The sequence below is a fragment of the Sphingomonas sp. genome, assembly GCF_965200135.1.
GTDB lineage: Bacteria > Pseudomonadota > Alphaproteobacteria > Sphingomonadales > Sphingomonadaceae > Sphingomonas.
In genome coordinates, this window is record NZ_CBDATK010000009.1 from 45660 (window position 1) to 63192 (window position 17533).

Here is a 17533-nt window from a genome sequence, read left to right on the forward strand (position 1 = left end):
TGTTCGACCCATAGCGCCCGCATGACGGCGCGGATCGGGGCAGGGGAACGGCGCGGCGGCACGCCGATCGAGCGGGCGCTGCTACTGGTGCTGTGGGCCAGCCTGCTCAACTGGCTGGTCGATCTGCTCGCCGACCGCCGCCCGATCTTGCTCTACGACCTGCGCGAGCGGTTCGACGATTATTTCGCGTTTATCCTCTCCTTCACGCCGCATGAGCGGACCGCGCCCGCGCGATGGTTTGCGGACCGCGTCGCGCTGTCGCCGGCGCCCGGCTTTCCGAAGCTCGCCGGGCTGGAGGGCCTGCCGCACACCGCGCTGACCAACTTCTTCGTGACGCCGCTGACGACGAGTTACTGCCTCGTTACCGCGGCGCTGATGCGGATCGTCGATCCGTCGCTGCTGTATATGGCGACGCTGGCGGGGCTGGGAGCCTATTGGCTCCATCTCGTCAGGCGCTTCGGCCCGCCGGGCCAGCGCGTGATGCTCGGTCTGCTGGGTCTGCTCGCCTATCCGACGCTGCAGATAGTGACGCGCGGCAACGTCTATGCCGGGATCACCGCGCTGCTCGTCATCCACGCCATGCTGCTGGCGGTGCGTGGCGAGCGGCCGGTGCTGGCGGCGGTGCTGCTCGGCATCGCGGTCAACATCCGCCCCAACGCCGCGCCCTTCCTGCTGCCGCTGCTGGCGTTGCAGCCGCGCTGGCGCCATGCGCTGATCGCGTTCGGCGCCACCGGTGCGGCGGTGCTCGTCGCCGGTCTCGCGCTCGCGCACCGGCTATGGCCGGTCTACACGGCGCCGACCTTCCTCGCCGGGCTCGGCAACTACCATTGGCACTATGTCGAGCACGCGCATGGCGTGCCCTATGGCTCGTCGCTCTACGGCGCGCTGGTTATGCTGTTCGGCGCCGCGCCGTGGCAGGAAGCGACCGCCGCCGCCGCCGCGCTGGCGATCGTCGCGGCGGGCACGGCGCTTCACCTCAAGTGCCCGCTGCCGCCTGTGTCGCTCACCTTCCTGACGCTCGCCGCCTACACGCTCGGCTCCACGATTATCGGCGACTATCACCTGCTCGTCTTCGTCCTGCCGCTGCTGGTCGCCGGCGAGGGGACCCGCGCCGTCACCGTGGCGCAGGTCGCCGCCGCGCTGATGCTCGCTCCCAAGAACCTCGGCGCGATCGACGGGCTGTCGGTGCAGGTCGTCCTCAACCCGCTGATCCTGCTCACCGCCGCCGCTGTCGTGCTCGCGCTCGAATGGCAGGCGCGACGCTCGCCATCCCCCCGGCTGGCGCTCGCCTGATGTTCGAGAGCCCGATCGTCCTCGACCCACAGGCGAACCGCGCCACCCCGCGCGATTACCTCCGCGCCGCGCGTCCGCACCAATGGGCGAAGAACCTGCTGATCTTCGTCCCCGTCGCCACCTCGCATCGGCTGGAAGCGGCGGTCCTAGCGAACACGCTGCTGGCGACGTTGTGCTTCTGCCTCGCCGCGTCGGGCGCCTACATCCTCAACGATCTGCTCGATCTCGCCGCCGACCGCGCGCATCCGGTCAAGCGCCACCGCCCCTTCGCCGCCGGGCTGATCCCCGCGTCGCACGGCTGGTCACTCGCCGCCGCGTTGCTGACGGTCGCCGGTGCCACCTCGCTGCGGCTGCCCGGCGGAGTCGCGGCGGTGCTGGCGGTCTACGTCGCCGCCACGCTCGCCTATTCGCTCCGGTTCAAGCGCGAGATGGTGATCGACGTCGTCATCCTGAGCGGCCTCTACGTCGTCCGCGTCGTCGCCGGCACCTATGCCGCCGGCACTGCGCGCTCGCCCTGGCTGCTGATGTTCTGCATGTTCCTGTTCCTCTCGCTCGCGCTGGTGAAGCGCTGTTCGGAGCTGGTGATGGTCCGCGACCGTGGCGGCACGCAGGTCGGCGGGCGCGGTTATCGCGTCGCCGACCTGCCCGCGATCACCGCGCTGGCGGCGGCGGCGGGCTATGGCGCGGCGATGGTGTTCGCGCTGTACCTGTCCAGCCCCGAGATGGCGCGACTGTATCGCACGCCCGAGCTGCTGTGGGCGGCGTGCCCGATCCTGCTCGCCTGGATCAGCCGCGTGATCCTGCTCTCGACGCGCGGCGAGCTGCACCACGATCCCGTCGTCTTCGCGCTTACCGATCGCGTCAGCCTGCTTACCGGCCTGGCCTTTGCCGCCGTCGTGGTCGTCGCAATCTAGACGCGCCGGTCGGTGGCCGGATCGCCCGCCGGTCGTTATACCTCTGAGGAACTCTTAACAGGGAGGTCGCATGGCCACGCAGCCAACGTTACGCATGGGCACCACGCAGCACGCACGCCTGCCGGCGAAAGCGAAGAAGGGCGCGCGTCCCGTCATCCCCGTCGGCGGCACGCCCCGCCCGGTGCCGCTGCTGTCGGGCGCGGTCGGTCGGCCGCCATCGATGAACGCCGCCGCCGACGTCACCCTGGTGGAGGCCGCGTTCCAGCACCTCGCGACGCTGCGTCCCGCGCCGACCCCCGCCAGCGCCGGCGCGCCGCCGCCGAGCATGCTCGCGCTCGCCGAGGCCGTGCGCGGCTACAAGGCCGACCTGCCCGGCGCCATCGCCGCGTTCCAGCGGGTCGAGGACATCCGCGAGGACGCCGGCCAGAGCGGCATAATGGCGCCGGATAGCCTGACCTGGGAGACGCTGTTCACCTACGCGGAGATCGCGCGCGAGCTGGAAACGGTGCGCGACCGGACCAAGAACCCGATCGACTATATCCATTCGGGCGGCTTCGACACCGCCCGGTTCGAGACCGAGGCCGCCGCCGGCTTCGCCAAGAACAAGGCGGACGGCGGCCGTTTCAACACCGGTTCGTCGGCGGCGGTGCTCGACCTGCTCGGCCGCTGCGCGCGCGACCCGCGCATCGTCGACGTGCGCTGGATCGCCTATATCCTCGCCACCGCGATGTGGGAAACCAACCACCAGACCACCGTCCCCAATGCGAAGGGCAAGGGCACGCACCGCGAGTCGCGCTGGGCGGAGCCGGTGGAGGAGGGCGGCAAGGGTCGCCTCAACGCCAACGACATCAAGGACTATTACCTGCCGGTGAAGGTCACGGCGACGCCGACCGGCGCGACGGTGCTGGAACAGGACGGCGACTCGTTCGACGTCTCCACATCGGGCAAGATCACCAAGCGGTCGAAGGGCGCGACGCATGGCGCACCCGCCGCCGGGGCGGTCTCCCCCGCCTATGTCAAGGATCTGGGCATCGCCAACGCCTATTACGGGCGCGGCTACGTCCAGCTGACCTGGTGGGACAATTACGCCAGCACCGGCGCGGAGGTCGGGCTAGGGCTGGAGCTGCTGTTCCATCCCGAACGCGCGCTGGAACCGGACATCGCGTTCGAGGTGATGGTCCACGGCATGGTCTATGGTCTGGGTTTCGCCAACGGCCGGCGGTTGCAGAACTATCTCAGCGGGGCAAAGACCGATTATGTCGGCGCGCGCGCGATGGTGAACGGCACCAACGAAAACCGCGCCATCGCCGCCGTCGCGGAGGTGTTCGAGGCCGCGCTGCTGGCGGCCCGGATATGAGGCGGCTGCTGCTTGTCGCGGCGCTGCCGCTGATGCTCGCGATGGGGCCGGGCTCGCCGAGCGGCGAGTATGTGGTGGTGTCGGCGGCGCGCAATCCGGCGGTGTCGAACGCCGCGGCACGGTATCGCGCGGACGACCCCCGGCTGGTCGGGCGCATCGTGTCGTTCGCCGGTCCCCGGCTGTCGTTCGACGGCGACTACACCTTGTGCAAGCGCGCGACGACGACGACGCAGCGCACGACCGCCGGCCGTATCGTGCGTCAGGTCATGCCCCGCGGGGCAGGGGGGCGCGGCGCCACCCCCGCCGACGCCGGCCTCCGGCTCGCCGCGTCCGCGCCGGTCACCGTCACCCGCTTCCGCTGCATCGTCGCCGGGACGCACGGGGCCGACTGGGATCGCGCCGTGCTGTTCCCGATCGACGGTGGCCGTTGGGCGTTCTCTATCGCGCCCGACCATCTGATGATCCTGCAGCCTGCCGCTGGCGCGATCCGGGGGAGCTTCGCCTGCGCCCGCGCGCGTTCGCCGGTGGAGCGCACCATCTGCGGCGATCGTGTGCTCGCTGGCTGGGACCGCAGCGTCGCCGCCGCCTATGCCGGTGGTGACCTCGCCGAGCAGCGCACCTGGCTCGCCGAGCGCGACCGATGCGGTGCCGATCGCGATTGCCTGCACGAAAGCATGAGCCTGCGCGTGGAGAACCTGCTGCACTAGCGTGGTTGCGCGTGCCCGGTAGGCGTGGAAAGGGGCGGCGGATGAGCGAACAGAGCGCCACCGCCCCGACCGAGGAACGCGACAGCAGGCTGCGGCCGGTGACGGAGGGTGAGTGGGCCGGCTGGTCGCTGTGGCACACCGATGCCTTCGAGCAGCGCGCCGGTCCTTTCTACGAGCGAGTCGACGAGCATGGCGACGGCATCACCGCCTTTCGGGCGGGACCGAACCATATGAACGGCGGCGGCTTCATGCACGGGGGCTGCCTGATGACCTTCGCCGACGCCGCGCTGTTCACCATCGCGCGCCCGGCGATGGCGGGTTCGTTCGGGGTGACGGTCAACCTCGCCGGTGACTTCCTCGACGGCGCGCGGCCGGGCGAGTTCATGGAGGCGCGCGGCCAGATCACGCGCGGCGCTCGCTCGCTCGTCTTCGTGCGCGGCCTGGTTACCGCCGACGGGCGACCGGTGTTGAGCTTCAGCGGCATCATCAAGAAGGTGGGCCGCAGGCCGGACGTGGCTAGCGCCGGCGGCTGACCACGATGCGGGGCCGTCGCGTCCGACGACATCGCTTGAACGGCTCGCCGCACCGGCGGGAGTGGCTATCGAGCCCGGCAATGTCATCGTCGCGCCGTGTCCGTGAGAGCGCGGCAGGAGGCTGTGGCGTAGGACGTCGGTTTTCGCCGATTGGTTAAGCTACTTCCGGGCGTTCGGCTGAACATCGGCGGATTGGGGGTCAGTACCAGCTTTGGCGGTCCGGCGCGACCGTCAACCTCGGCCGTCAGCCGCGCGTCACGGTCGGCATCCCAGGATCGGGCCTGTCCTACAGTCGCTCGCTGCTCGGTGCCCGTAGATCGGCGGCGAAGGCGCCAGGTGCCGGAAGCATCGTCGCGCTGCTGAGCGTGGCTGCCCTGCTGTCGATCGCCATGCGCCGGCAGACCGATGAACCTGTCACTGCCCCAGCGACACAGGCCGCGTCGTACCCACCACCGACCCTGTTCGTAACGCCAGCTCGCGTGAACTGCCGCGCGGGCGCGTCGACGCGAACGCCGGTGCTGGCGCAGCTCGTCGCCGGCACCGCTATGGTCATGGGCAATGAGGGGAGCTGGCGGCACGTAGCCCATGATGGCCGGGAACGCTGGATCGCCGCCGACCTGCTGACGACGGTAATGCCGCAGAAGACCGCGGCGGCGACGTTTGCCATCGGTCCAGCCGACATGTCGCCGCCTCTCCATCGGCGCTCGATCGCGTCGAGCACGGTCGTCGGCGATTGCCCCTGCCGCACCGGCGGCATCTGCATCGGCCCTCGCGGTGGCCGATACTGCATCACGCCGGGAGGGCACAAACGATACAAATAGCGAACCGCCGCCCGAGTCTCCCCGGACGGCGGTCACCACTTCGACGGTTCCGTCGGACTCAGACGGCGAAGGCCACCTTGGTCGAGCGGCGGCGGCTACGCATCGAGCCACCCACCGCGCCGAAGCCCAGGATCATCAGCGCCCAGGTCGACGGCTCCGGCACGCCACCGGCGATCGTGCCGAGGCTGCTGACGCCGAGGAACCCGGATCCCGCGCCGAGGGCAGGATAGGACCCGGCCTCCGTGCTCTGCGCCCCGATCAGATAGTTGAGGCCCAGACCCTGCGCTTGCGCGAACAGCGCGTCGAGCTTCTGGCCCGGCTGGTTGATGCCGTAATAATAGGCAAAGGTTACCGACTGGCCGGCGGTAAGCGTTCCCAGACCCAGATCGATGCCTGCGCCATAGTCACCCGTAACATTGCAGGTGGTGCCGCACGGGTAGCTATAGCCGACAGCCGGGTTCGGGTTCTCGAAGCCGTAGTAGCTGTTCGCAACGACCGCGGAATTGCTGCCGAGCACACCGAACACGTTCTCATTGAAGGTGCTGGGCGGGATGTCGAGATCGACGTTGCGACGGAAGACCACATCGGTGATCGACGACGCGGTGGTGTTGGTCACCGTCTGCTGGATCGACAGGATATTGGGCGCGAAGAAGTTATACGCACCGGTCACCTGCAGGCCATTACTCAGCGACGACGTGAAGGTCGCGGTGTTGGCGGTCGCGGTCGAAACCGTGCTGGCAATGCCCGACGTGCCGGACTGATAGGGATCGGCATAGGCGCTGCCCGTGCTGCCGGTGATGCCCCAGCTGTCGCGCGGAGTGCCCGGACGAATATAGTCCTGGCCGGCCGGATTCTGCAGCCCGATGCCGGTCGAGTTGTACAGCGTACCGTTGACGTTGATGCCCGCCTGGTAACCCCCGGTCGCATCCGTGATGTTCCGCTCCTGCGCCATCGCAGGCGAAGCCAAGGCAGCCGCTCCCACCAGCGCGAGCGCCGTCATTCCGATTCTATTCATCGTAACCCCCAAAATTCGGCTCGCGCCGGTGACATTCCCGATCCGGCAGATGCCCGCCGGAGCGATGCCAGTCAATCGTGTCTTTATCTTTTATTAAGTGGTGCCCCGATCCGGGACGGATATCGAACGATTAACGGTCCGACGAGGTCGGTCGCCGTCGTGCGCTGAACCGGGAGGGGGCGGTCGCACATTTCCGACCTGCCGGTCGCGGCGATGACCCGATCTTCGGACGGGCGAACGAAAAAGGCCACGGCGGGTCGGTTCCGCCGTGGCCTTGCCGTCGTCAATCGCGCGAGATCAGCTGTTCAGATATTCGCCCGCATCGGCGTCCGTGCCGGTGCCCGAGGTCACGACCTCCGCCAACGGGTCGTCGCCCGTGCCGCCGGCATCGCGAGCGGAGCGGGCGTGCTCGGCGGCCCGCTCTTCCTCTGCGGATACCGGCGCCACCAGCGCCGCCGACAGCGCGCGCTGCTGCGCCCGGATCGCCGCGTCGGCCGACGTCGCCGCAACGCGCAGCCGGTTCATGCCCGCACCCGTGCCCGCCGGGATCAGGCGGCCGACGATGACGTTCTCCTTCAGGCCGGTCAGGTTGTCCTGCTTGCCCTGAACCGCCGCCTCGGTGAGGACGCGGGTGGTCTCCTGGAACGACGCGGCCGAGATGAACGACCGGGTCTGCAGGCTCGCCTTGGTGATCCCGAGCAGGATCGGCTTGCCTTGCGCGGGCGCCTCGCCCTTGCCCAGCTTGACGTTGACCGCCTCCATCTCGTCACGGTCCAGCTGCTCGCCCTTCAGCAGCGTGGTATCGCCGCCGTCGGTGATCTCGACCTTCTGCAGCATCTGACGGACGATCGTTTCGATGTGCTTGTCGTTGATCTTCACGCCCTGCAGTCGATAGACTTCCTGGATTTCGCTGACGAGATATTCGGCCAGCGGCTCGATCCCCATCGTCTCCAGGATGTCGTGCGGATCGGGGCTGCCGCCGATCAGGTTGTCGCCACGCTTGACGTAATCGCCTTCCTGAACGTCGATCACCTTCGACTTCGGGATCAGATACTCCACGACCTCGCCCTCGTCCGGCTGGATGCCGATCTTGCGCTTGGCCTTGTAGTCCTTGCCGAACACGACGCGGCCAGAGACCTTGGCGATGATCGCCGAGTCCTTGGGAATGCGCGCCTCGAACAGCTCCGCCACCCGCGGCAGACCGCCGGTGATGTCGCGGGTCTTGGCCGATTCACGCGACACACGGGCGAGCACATCGCCCGCCTGCACCATCGCGTTGTCCTCGACTGACAGCACCGCGCCCGACGCCAGCATGTAGCGCGCGGCCTCGCCGCCGGCGCCGCCGTCGTCGGCTCCGGTCAGCGTCAGGCGCGGACGCAGATCCTCCTTCGACTTGGCGGTGGTGCGGTATTCGGTGACGACGCGCTGGGCGATACCCGTCGCTTCGTCGGTCTGCTCGGTCAGCGTCTTGTTCTCGATCAGGTCCTGGTACTTCACCATGCCTGCCGTCTCGGTGATGACCGGCATCGTGAACGGGTCCCACTCGGCCATCCGATCGCCCTTTTCGACGACGTGGCCGTCGTCGAACAGGATGTAGGCGCCATAGGGCAGGCGATGCGTCGACAGTTCGCGGCCGTCCATGTCGGTGATGACGATCTCGCCCGAGCGGCTGAGCACGACCCGGCGACCGCGCTGATCGATGATCGTGCGGAGGTCGCGATAGGTGGCGGTGCCGTCGACCGGCGCCTCCAGGTTCGACTGCTCGTTGAGCTGCGCCGCGCCGCCGATGTGGAACGTCCGCATCGTCAGCTGGGTGCCCGGCTCGCCGATCGACTGCGCCGCGATCACGCCGACCGCTTCGCCGATGTTGACCGGGGTGCCACGCGCGAGGTCACGCCCATAGCACTTGCCGCAGACGCCGATCTTCGATTCGCAGACCAGTGGCGAGCGGATCTTCATCCCCTGGATGCCGATCGCCTCGATCTGCGCGACCATCGGCTCGTCCAGCAGCGTGCCCGACGGGATGACGACCTTGCCGGTCTTGGCGTCGACGACGTCCTCGGCCGTGGTGCGGCCCAGGATGCGCTCGCCCAGCGAGGCGATGGTCGACCCGCCCTGCACGATCGCCTTCATCTCCAGCATCCGCTCGGTGCCGCAATCCTCCTCGATGATGACGCAGTCCTGCGATACGTCGACCAGGCGTCGCGTGAGGTAACCCGAGTTCGCGGTCTTCAATGCCGTGTCCGCGAGGCCCTTGCGGGCGCCATGGGTGGAGTTGAAATATTCGAGGACGGTCAGCCCCTCCTTGAAGTTGGAGATGATCGGCGTCTCGATGATCTCGCCCGACGGCTTGGCCATCAGGCCACGCATGCCCGCCAGCTGCTTGATCTGCGCCTGCGAGCCGCGCGCACCGGAGTGCGCCATCATGTAGATCGAGTTGATCGGCTTCTCGCGGCCGGCCATCGCGCCGTCCTCGGGACCATAATGCCGCACCGCCCGGATTTCGCTCATCATCGAGTTCGCGACCTTGTCGCCGCACGTCGACCAGGCGTCGATGACCTTGTTGTACTTCTCCTGCTGCGTGATCAGGCCGTCCTGATACTGCTGCTCGAAGTCCTTCACGAGGCCGCGGGTCTCGTCGACCAGCACGTCCTTGTCGGGCGCGATGATCATGTCGTCCTTGCCGAACGAAATGCCCGCCTTGAACGCATGACGGAAGCCCAGCGCCATGATCGCGTCGGCGAACAGCACCGTGTCCTTCTGGCCGGTGTGACGATAGACCTCGTCGATCACGTCGCCCACGTCCTTCTTGGTGAGCAGGCGGTTGACGGTCTCGAACGGCACCTTCGACGACTTGGGCAGCGTCTCGCCGAGCAGCATCCGGCCCGGCGTCGTCTCGACGCGCTTCATGTAGGTTTTGCCCTTTTCGTCGGTCTGGGGCACGCGGCTGATGATCTTGGTGTGCAGCGTCACCGCGCCGGCGTTGAGCGCCTGATGCACCTCCGACATGTCGGAGATCATCATGCCCTCGCCGGGCTCCTTCTCCTTCATCATCGACAGGTAATACAGCCCCAGCACCATGTCCTGCGACGGCACGATGATCGGCTTGCCGTTGGCGGGCGAGAGGATGTTGTTGGTCGACATCATCAGCACGCGCGCTTCCAGCTGCGCTTCGAGCGACAGCGGCACGTGGACGGCCATCTGATCGCCGTCGAAATCGGCGTTGAACGCGGAGCAGACCAGCGGGTGAAGCTGGATCGCCTTGCCCTCGATCAGCACCGGCTCGAACGCCTGGATGCCCAGACGGTGGAGCGTCGGTGCGCGGTTCAGCATCACCGGATGTTCGCGGATCACCTCGTCCAGGATGTCCCAGACCTCCTTGCGCTCCTTTTCCACCCACTTCTTCGCCTGCTTGAGCGTCATGCTCAAACCCTTGGCATCGAGGCGCGCGTAGATGAACGGCTTGAACAGCTCCAACGCCATCTTCTTGGGCAGGCCGCACTGGTGCAGCTTCAGCTCCGGCCCGGTGACGATCACCGACCGCCCCGAATAGTCTACGCGCTTGCCGAGCAGATTCTGGCGAAAGCGGCCCTGCTTGCCCTTGAGCATGTCGGACAGCGACTTCAGCGGCCGCTTGTTGGCGCCCGTGATCGTACGACCGCGACGGCCGTTGTCGAACAGCGCGTCGACCGCTTCCTGCAACATGCGCTTTTCGTTGCGGACGATGATGTCCGGCGCGCGCAGTTCCATCAGGCGCTTGAGGCGGTTGTTGCGGTTGATGACGCGGCGGTACAGGTCGTTCAGATCCGACGTCGCGAAGCGACCACCGTCCAACGGCACCAGCGGGCGCAGCTCGGGCGGGATGACCGGCACGACTTCCAGGATCATCCACTCGGGACGGTTGCCCGAATCGATGAAGCTCTCGACGACCTTCAGCCGCTTGATAATCTTCTTGGGCTTGAGCTCGGACTTGGTGACCGCCAGCTCTTCCAGCAGCTCCTTGCGCTCGCCTTCGAGGTCCAGGTCCTCCAGCATCTTGCGGACCGCTTCCGCGCCGATCCCGGCCGAGAAGGCGTCCTCGCCATACTCGTCCTGCGCCTCGAGGAGCTCGTCCTCGGTCATCAGCTGATACTTCTCGAGCGGGGTCAGCCCCGGCTCGGTGACGATATACGCCTCGAAATAGAGCACGCGCTCCAGCTGCTTCAGCTGCATGTCGAGCAGCAGGCCGATGCGGCTCGGCAGCGACTTCAGGAACCAGATGTGCGCGACCGGCGCGGCCAGCTCGATATGCCCCATCCGCTCGCGGCGGACCTTCGACACGGTGACCTCGACGCCGCACTTCTCGCAGACGATGCCCTTGTACTTCATGCGCTTGTACTTGCCGCACAGGCACTCGTAATCCTTGATCGGACCGAAGATGCGCGCGCAGAACAGGCCGTCACGCTCGGGCTTGAACGTGCGATAGTTGATGGTTTCCGGCTTCTTGATCTCGCCGAAGCTCCACGAGCGGATCTTGTCCGGGGACGCGATGCCGATCTGGATCTGGTCGAAGGTCTCGGGCTTCGCGATCGGGTTCGCGAACGGGGTCATGTCGTTCATAGTTCAATTCCCTCTGAAGGGTGAATTCGTGCGCGGGAGCATAAGGCGAATGAGCGCTGCCTTCGAAGGGCAGCGCTCATTGCCCTATCACTCCGCCGCGATCGCGAGGCCGTCCTCGTCCTTCTCCGGCTCCATCGTCCGCAGATCGACGTTGAGGCCCAGCGAACGCATTTCCTTGACGAGCACGTTGAAGCTCTCCGGGATGCCCGCCTCGAACGTGTCGTCGCCCTTGACGATCGCCTCGTAGACCTTGGTGCGCCCAACCACGTCGTCGGACTTCACCGTCAGCATCTCCTGCAAGGTATAGGCGGCGCCGTACGCCTGCAGCGCCCAGACCTCCATCTCGCCGAAGCGCTGGCCGCCGAACTGCGCCTTGCCGCCCAGCGGCTGCTGGGTGACGAGCGAGTATGGCCCGATCGACCGCGCGTGGATCTTGTCGTCGACCAGATGGTGGAGCTTGAGCATGTAGATGATGCCCACCGTCACCTTGCGATCGAACTGATCGCCGGTGCGGCCGTCGAACAGGTCCGACTGGCCCGACGGGTCGAGGCCCGCCAGCTCCAGCATGTCGGTCACGTCCTTCTCGACCGCGCCGTCGAACACCGGCGTCCCCATCGGCACGCCCGCGCGCAGATTGTGCGCCAGCTCGACGATCTCGTCGCCCGTACGGCCGTTGATGTCGTCGACGTAATGCGACCCATAGACCTCCAGCAGCCGCGCCTTGACCGCGTCAGGCATCGCACCCGCCTTGGCGTCGGGGTTGGCCTCGCGCCAATCCTCGAGTTGCGCCGCGATCTGCTGGCCGAGGCCGCGTGCGGCCCAGCCAAGATGCGTCTCGAAGATCTGCCCGACGTTCATCCGGCTCGGCACGCCGAGCGGATTGAGCACCAGGTCGACCGGCGTCCCGTCGGCGAGGAACGGCATGTCCTCCGCCGGCAGGATGCGGCTGATGACGCCCTTGTTGCCGTGGCGGCCGGCCATCTTGTCGCCCGGCTGCAGCTTGCGCTTCACCGCGACGAACACCTTGACCATCTTCAGCACGCCCGGCGGCAGCTCGTCGCCACGCTCCAGCTTCTCGCGGCGATCCTCGAACTTGGCACGGATCAGCCCGGCGGCGTCGTCATACTGGACCTTCACCGCTTCCAGGTTCGCCTGCACCGCGTCGTCCGCGACCGCGAACTTCCACCACTCGTGGCGGTCGACCGAGTCGAGCACGTCGGCGTCGACGGTCACGCCCTTCTTGACGCCCTTGGGCACGCCCGTCGCGACCTGGTCGAGCAGCATCTCGCGCAGCCGGCTCCACGTAGCGCGATTGAGGATCGTGCGTTCGTCGTCCGAATCCTTCTTCAGGCGCTCGATCTCCTCGCGCTCGATCGCCATTGCGCGCTCGTCCTTGTCGATGCCGTGGCGATTGAAGACACGCACGTCGACGATCGTCCCCGACACGCCCGGCGGCAGCCGTAGCGAGGTGTCGCGCACGTCCGACGCCTTTTCACCGAAGATGGCGCGGAGCAGCTTCTCTTCCGGCGTCATCGGGCTCTCGCCCTTGGGCGTGATCTTGCCGACCAGGATATCGCCCGGCTCGACCTCGGCGCCGATATAGACGATGCCCGCCTCGTCGAGGTTGCGGAGCGCTTCCTCGCCAACATTGGGGATGTCGCGGGTGATGTCCTCCGGCCCCAGCTTGGTGTCGCGGGCCATCACCTCGAACTCGTCGATGTGGATCGACGTGAACACGTCGTCCTTGACGATCCGCTCGGAGATCAGGATCGAGTCCTCGTAGTTATACCCGTTCCACGGCATGAACGCGACCAGCGCGTTGCGGCCGAGCGCCAGCTCGCCGAACTCGGTCGACGGGCCGTCGGCGATCACGTCGCCGCTCTCGACCACGTCGCCCACCTTCACCAGGGGCCGCTGGTTGATGCAGGTCGACTGGTTCGAACGCTGGAACTTCATCAGCGAGTAGATGTCGACGCCGGAGCGCCCAGCATCGACGTCGCCCGTCGCGCGCACCACGATGCGGCTGGCGTCGACCTGATCGACGATGCCCGCCCGACGCGCCGAGATCGCGGCACCCGAGTCACGCGCCACCGTCTCCTCCATGCCGGTGCCGACGAACGGCGCCTCGGCCTGGACCAGCGGCACCGCCTGCCGCTGCATGTTCGATCCCATCAGCGCGCGGTTGGCGTCGTCGTTCTCCAGGAACGGAATCAGCGACGCGGCGACAGACACCAGCTGCTTCGGGCTGACGTCCATCAGCGTGATCGTCTCGGGCAGCGCGTTCAGGAACTCGCCCGCCTGACGCGCCGACACCAGCTCCTCGGTGAAGCTCTTGTCCGGACCCAGCTCGGCCGACGCCTGCGCGATCGTGTGCTTGGCCTCCTCCATCGCCGACAGATAGACGACGTCGTCCGTCACCTTGTGGTCGACGACACGGCGATACGGCGTCTCGATGAAGCCATACTTGTTGACGCGGCTGAACGAGGCGAGGCTGTTGATGAGGCCGATGTTCGGGCCTTCCGGCGTCTCGATCGGGCAGATGCGGCCGTAATGCGTCGGGTGAACGTCGCGGACTTCGAAGCCGGCACGTTCCCGCGTCAGGCCGCCCGGCCCGAGCGCCGAGACGCGACGCTTGTGCGTCACTTCGGACAGCGGGTTGGTCTGATCCATGAACTGCGACAGCTGCGACGAACCGAAGAACTCGCGCACCGCCGCCACCGCCGGCTTCGCGTTGATGAGGTCGTTGGGCATCACCGTCGACACGTCGACCGACGACATCCGCTCCTTGACCGCGCGCTCCATGCGCAGCAGCCCGACGCGATACTGGTTCTCCAGCAGCTCGCCGACCGACCGAACGCGGCGGTTTCCGAGGTTGTCGATATCGTCGATCTCGCCCTTGCCGTCCTTCAGCCCGACCAGCGTCTTGACGACCTCCAGGATGTCTTCGGTACGCAGCGTCGTCACCGTGTCCTCGACGTCGAGGCCCAGGCGCATGTTCAGCTTGACGCGGCCCACCGCCGACAGGTCGTAGCGGTCGGGATCGAAGAACAGCCCGCCGAACAGCGACTCCGCCGTCTCCAGCGTCGGCGGCTCGCCGGGGCGCATCACGCGATAGATGTCCGACAGCGCCTGCTCGCGCTCCTCGGCCTTGTCCGCCTTTAGCGTGTTGCGGATCCACGGACCGGTCGAGACATGGTCGATGTCGAGCAGCTCGACATTCTCGATCCCGCCCTTGTCCAGCTTCTCGAGGTTCTCGGGGCTGATCTCGTCGCCCGCCTCGACATAGATCTCGCCCGTCGCCTCGTTGATGAGATCATAGGCGGAATAGCGGCCGAAGATCTCCTCGGTCGGGATCAGCAGCTCGGCCAGCCCGTCCTTGGCGGCCTTGTTCGCGGCGCGGGGGGAAATCTTCTGGCCCAGCGCGAACACGACTTCGCCCGACTTCGCGTCGACGATGTCGAACTGCGGCTTGACGCCACGCCAGTTCTCGGCGGCGAACGGCACGATCCAGCCGCCCTGGCCACGCACATAGGTCACGCGGTTGTAGAAATAGTTGAGGATCTGCTCGCCCGTCATGCCCAGCGCATAGAACAGCGCGGTCACCGGCAGCTTGCGCTTGCGGTCGATGCGGACGTTGACGATGTCCTTGGCGTCGAACTCGAAATCGAGCCACGAGCCGCGATACGGGATCACGCGCGCGGCGAACAGATACTTGCCCGACGCGTGCGTCTTGCCGCGATCATGGTCGAACAGCACGCCCGGCGAGCGGTGCATCTGCGACACGATCACGCGCTCGGTGCCGTTGATGAAGAAGGTGCCGTTGCCCGTCATCAGGGGCATGTCGCCCATGTAGACGTCCTGCTCCTTGATATCGATGACCGACTTGGCCTCTGTATCGGGATCGACCTCGAACGCGGTCAGGCGCAGCGTCACGCGCATCGGCGCGGCATAGGTAATGCCGCGCTGGCGGCATTCCTCGACGTCGAACTTCGGGTCCTCGAGGACATAGTCGTCGAAGTCGAGATAGGCGGTGCCCGCGAAATCCTGGATCGGGAACACCGACCGCAGCGTCTTTTCCAGCCCCGAGACGTGCCCGGTCGACTTGTCGGACCGCAGGAACTGCTCGTAGCTCTCGCGCTGTACCTCGATCAGGTTCGGCATCTGCACGACTTCGTGGATGTTGCCGAACACCTTGCGGATGCGGCGCTTGGCCGTGCCACTCTTGCTCGCGGAGCGCGCGGAACCCGCGTCGATCGCCTTGGTCGCCATGGTCTGTCTAAGCCTCGTCAGCCGGAATGTCGTGGCGCCGGAAGTCCAGTCACGCAAAAAAGCCGAGCGCAATGATGCGTCGGCTCTCGGCGTCTGATGACCACCGTCCCCTATTCGTCCGGGCCGCTGCGCGAGGGCGACCCATGTCCCGAGGGCGGTGATGGAGATGAGATAGGGAAGGGGGGTGCCCTGGTCAAGGCCGGGCCATGGACGCCCGTAGTGCGACGCCATAAGGGCAGGGCCGCATGACCCGTCTTCCATTACCGCTCGGCGCGTCCGCGCTGCTGCTGCCCGCGAGCCTCGCGGCGCAGACGCTACCCATTCCGCTCGATAACAGCAGCATCGCGCCCCAAGCGGTTCCGACGCCGGCATCGACGCCGAGTGCCGAAGCGACGCCGGCGCCCACCGCCGCCGTCGCGCCGACTCTCCGACCGACGCCGACACCGCGCGCCACCTCGACGCCGCGTCCCTCGCCCAGTCTGACGCCCAATCCGTCCCCCAGCCCCAGGGTCACGCCCGGCCCAGCGCCGACCACCGCGGCCCCGTCGCCGAGCCCGACGCCTGCCCCCCTCGCCACCGCCTCGCCCGATCGGCCTGTCGTGGTCCCAACCCCGATCGAGACCGTGGTGATGCCGCAGTCGGCGACGGGCGTGCGGCTATGGCCGTGGCTGCTCGGTGGCGCGGTCGTGTTGCTTGCGCTCGCCGGGCTGCTCTGGCGTCGCCGCGACCGGCCGGACGAGACGTGGGAAGACGCGGCGCCCGCCGAGGAGCCACCGGTCTCCGCCGCGTCCGCCGACGTGCCGCCGCTTGCCGACGCGCCGACACCGGAACGTCCGGCGCCGTCCTTCTTCTCACCCGGCGCGCCGGCGGCGGCCGCGCCCGCGCTCGCCGGCCCGTCGACGCTCACCGTAGAGTTCCGCCCGACCCGCGCCGGGCTCAACCTCCTGACGGCTACCGTCGAGTCGGAGCTGGTCGTGACCAACACCGGCGACGCGCCCGCCAGCGGCATTCGCGTCGCGGTGCCGATGTTCGGCGCGCATCGGCCCGACGAACCCGATCTCGCCCGCATCGCCGCCGCGTCGATCGGGCGGCCTGTTGTGCCCGCGTTCTCGCTCGCGCCCGGCGAGGCGCGGCGCTTCCGGGCCGTCGCCGCCCTGCCCAACGACGCGATCGTGCCGCTTCAGGCAGGGGGCCGGCCGATGTTCGTGCCGATCGTCGTCGCGCAGTTGCGCTGGACCGATCCGGCCGGCGATCGCGCCGCCGCGCGTGCCTGGGCGGTCGGCGTCGAGCGTCCGGGTGCCGACAAGCTCGCCCCCTTCTGGCTCGACGTCGCGCCGCGCAGCTATGATGACGTCGCGGCGAGGGAGCACGGCGTCGTCGGCGAGACGCACTAGAGCAGGATGACGTCAGCCTGATCCGTTCGTGCTGAGCGACGTCGAAGCGCAGGTGAGTCTCATGCCCTTCGACATGGCTCAGGCGAACGGAAAGGGATGGACGGGTGTAACGTCATTACGTTCCAGCGTCGGCTGGCGCGCACGCCGACAAGCCCGGCCGGCGGGATGCGACCGCACCGCGCTCGACGACGCGGCCTTGCCGCAGCACTGCCGCCCCGTCCGACCGCGCCGCCGACCTCACGCGCCGATCGGATGCTCCTTCAGGCACGCCTTCGTCACCGTCTCCTGATCCGCCTGGGTCGGCCCGGCCATCAGTTCCTTGACGGACTTGGTCGCGAGCAGCTTGTCGGCCGCGCAGCTGCACAATGGCGTGAAGTTCGCGTTCGCCACCGCCGCATTGGCCTGCTTCGCCGCCGCCGCCTTGGCGCCGGCCGTGCACGAATCGACGAAACGGGTCCGATAGGACGAGCGGAAGCCCTGCTCGAAACTGGATGCCGCCGTGTTCCCGGCCGCCGTGTTGCCCGCCGCCGTGTTGCCGTCGCCATGCTTGGAGTTGCAGGCGGCGAGCAGCGCGCAGCCGGCGATGATGGCAGTGGTGTAGCGCATGAAACCGTCTCCCGTTGTTCGACGG

At 67.6% G+C, this 17533-nt stretch carries 12 protein-coding genes; 8 read left to right on the top strand and 4 right to left on the bottom strand.

What is annotated here, in order from left to right; all coding sequences use genetic code 11:
- The first annotated feature begins 21 nt into the window (after positions 1-21).
- The 7 genes from ACOFKS_RS11690 to ACOFKS_RS11720 all read left to right on the top strand — a co-directional run bounded on the left by ACOFKS_RS11690 (position 22) and on the right by ACOFKS_RS11720 (position 5625).
- Positions 22-1293, top strand: a complete 1272-nt coding sequence (locus tag ACOFKS_RS11690; RefSeq protein ID WP_419809426.1) for a glycosyltransferase 87 family protein — start codon at positions 22-24, stop codon at positions 1291-1293.
- On the top strand, positions 1293-2207 hold the full coding sequence (locus tag ACOFKS_RS11695; protein WP_419809427.1) for a UbiA family prenyltransferase: 915 nt from the start codon (positions 1293-1295) through the stop codon (positions 2205-2207). Before ACOFKS_RS11690 ends, ACOFKS_RS11695 begins: the two co-directional genes overlap by 1 nt.
- Before the next feature lie 70 nt (positions 2208-2277).
- Positions 2278-3564 carry a hypothetical protein gene (locus tag ACOFKS_RS11700; RefSeq protein WP_419809428.1) on the top strand — a complete coding sequence of 429 codons (1287 nt, stop codon included), beginning with the start codon at positions 2278-2280 and terminating at the stop codon, positions 3562-3564.
- Complete coding sequence (locus tag ACOFKS_RS11705) at positions 3561-4271, top strand: lysozyme inhibitor LprI family protein (protein ID WP_419809429.1); 711 nt, start codon at positions 3561-3563, stop codon at positions 4269-4271. The genes ACOFKS_RS11700 and ACOFKS_RS11705 overlap by 4 nt, the downstream gene beginning before the upstream one ends.
- A 41-nt stretch (positions 4272-4312) precedes the next feature.
- A complete protein-coding gene (locus tag ACOFKS_RS11710; protein ID WP_419809430.1) occupies positions 4313-4804 on the top strand; it encodes a PaaI family thioesterase in 492 nt (163 codons plus the stop codon).
- 150 nt (positions 4805-4954) lie between these two features.
- Positions 4955-5167, top strand: coding sequence for a hypothetical protein (locus ACOFKS_RS11715; RefSeq protein WP_419809431.1), 213 nt, complete (start codon positions 4955-4957; stop codon positions 5165-5167).
- A 2-nt stretch (positions 5168-5169) separates the two neighbouring features.
- On the top strand, positions 5170-5625 hold the full coding sequence (locus tag ACOFKS_RS11720; RefSeq protein ID WP_419809432.1) for an SH3 domain-containing protein: 456 nt from the start codon (positions 5170-5172) through the stop codon (positions 5623-5625).
- 58 nt (positions 5626-5683) lie between these two features.
- Here ACOFKS_RS11720 and ACOFKS_RS11725 read toward each other — a convergent pair whose 3' ends face one another.
- The 3 genes from ACOFKS_RS11725 to rpoB form a co-directional block, all read right to left on the bottom strand.
- A complete protein-coding gene (locus ACOFKS_RS11725) occupies positions 5684-6625 on the bottom strand; it encodes a PEPxxWA-CTERM sorting domain-containing protein (RefSeq protein WP_419809433.1) in 942 nt (313 codons plus the stop codon).
- A 312-nt stretch (positions 6626-6937) separates the two neighbouring features.
- Complete coding sequence (gene rpoC / locus ACOFKS_RS11730; RefSeq protein ID WP_419809434.1) at positions 6938-11239, bottom strand: DNA-directed RNA polymerase subunit beta'; 4302 nt, start codon at positions 11237-11239, stop codon at positions 6938-6940.
- 87 nt (positions 11240-11326) lie between these two features.
- Positions 11327-15508 carry a DNA-directed RNA polymerase subunit beta gene (gene rpoB / locus ACOFKS_RS11735; RefSeq protein WP_419809435.1) on the bottom strand — a complete coding sequence of 1394 codons (4182 nt, stop codon included), beginning with the start codon at positions 15506-15508 and terminating at the stop codon, positions 11327-11329.
- 599 nt (positions 15509-16107) lie between these two features.
- On the opposite strand from rpoB, the gene ACOFKS_RS11740 reads away from it, so the two are divergent.
- Entirely contained in the window at positions 16108-16902 is a 795-nt protein-coding gene (locus ACOFKS_RS11740) for a hypothetical protein (RefSeq protein WP_419809436.1), read from the top strand.
- Between the two features lie 237 nt (positions 16903-17139).
- Here ACOFKS_RS11740 and ACOFKS_RS11745 read toward each other — a convergent pair whose 3' ends face one another.
- Entirely contained in the window at positions 17140-17508 is a 369-nt protein-coding gene (locus tag ACOFKS_RS11745) for a hypothetical protein (RefSeq protein WP_419809437.1), read from the bottom strand.
- Positions 17509-17533 lie beyond the last annotated feature (25 nt).